The sequence below is a fragment of the Tsukamurella sputi genome, assembly GCF_007858445.1.
GTDB classification, from domain to species: domain Bacteria; phylum Actinomycetota; class Actinomycetes; order Mycobacteriales; family Mycobacteriaceae; genus Tsukamurella; species Tsukamurella sputi.
In genome coordinates this window covers 1-551 of record NZ_VIGV01000171.1, presented here as the reverse complement: position 1 = coordinate 551, position 551 = coordinate 1, and the positions used below count along the sequence as shown (strand labels likewise).

The following is a 551-nucleotide window of genomic DNA, read 5'->3' as shown; positions in this document are numbered from 1 at the left end:
CTGCGACCACTCAAGGTGGCGCAATGTGGTTGTTATTAGTTGTTCTGTTCTTGCTTGTATTGGCTGTAATTTTTGTGATTGTCTTTATTGAGCGTGGTCAGCGCCGTATTACAATTCAATATGCAAGAAGACAGCAAGGTAGAATGATGACGGTTGGTAATCAAACTAACCACCTGCCATTAAAACTCAATATGTCGGGAGTTATACCGGCAATCTTCGGTTCTGCGTTCCTATCCTTTGTTTATACCATTAGTACTGGTTTGAGCAAGGTAAATGTGCCGGAATTGACTGACGCGGATACAGGGCTTTGGGGGAGCTTTAGCTATTATGTATCCTTGACACTTAATAAGCTCGGATTTTACGGAGTGAAGTATTTCTCTATAGGGCAGCCAGCATATATGATATTATTTGCGGCTCTCATAATCTTCTTCTGTTTCTTCTATACTGCATTGCAGTTCAACTCTAAAGAGACAGCTGAAAACTTAAAGAGAAATGGTGGTTTTATACCTGGCATTCGCCCTGGAATTCATACATCGCAATATTTAGATAGA

The 551-nt window shown here is 40.7% G+C and carries 1 protein-coding gene; it reads left to right on the top strand.

The annotated features are described in order from the left end of the window. A partial coding sequence (locus tag FK268_RS26150) for a preprotein translocase subunit SecY (RefSeq protein WP_269434258.1) occupies window positions 1–551 on the top strand: 551 nt, incomplete at both ends.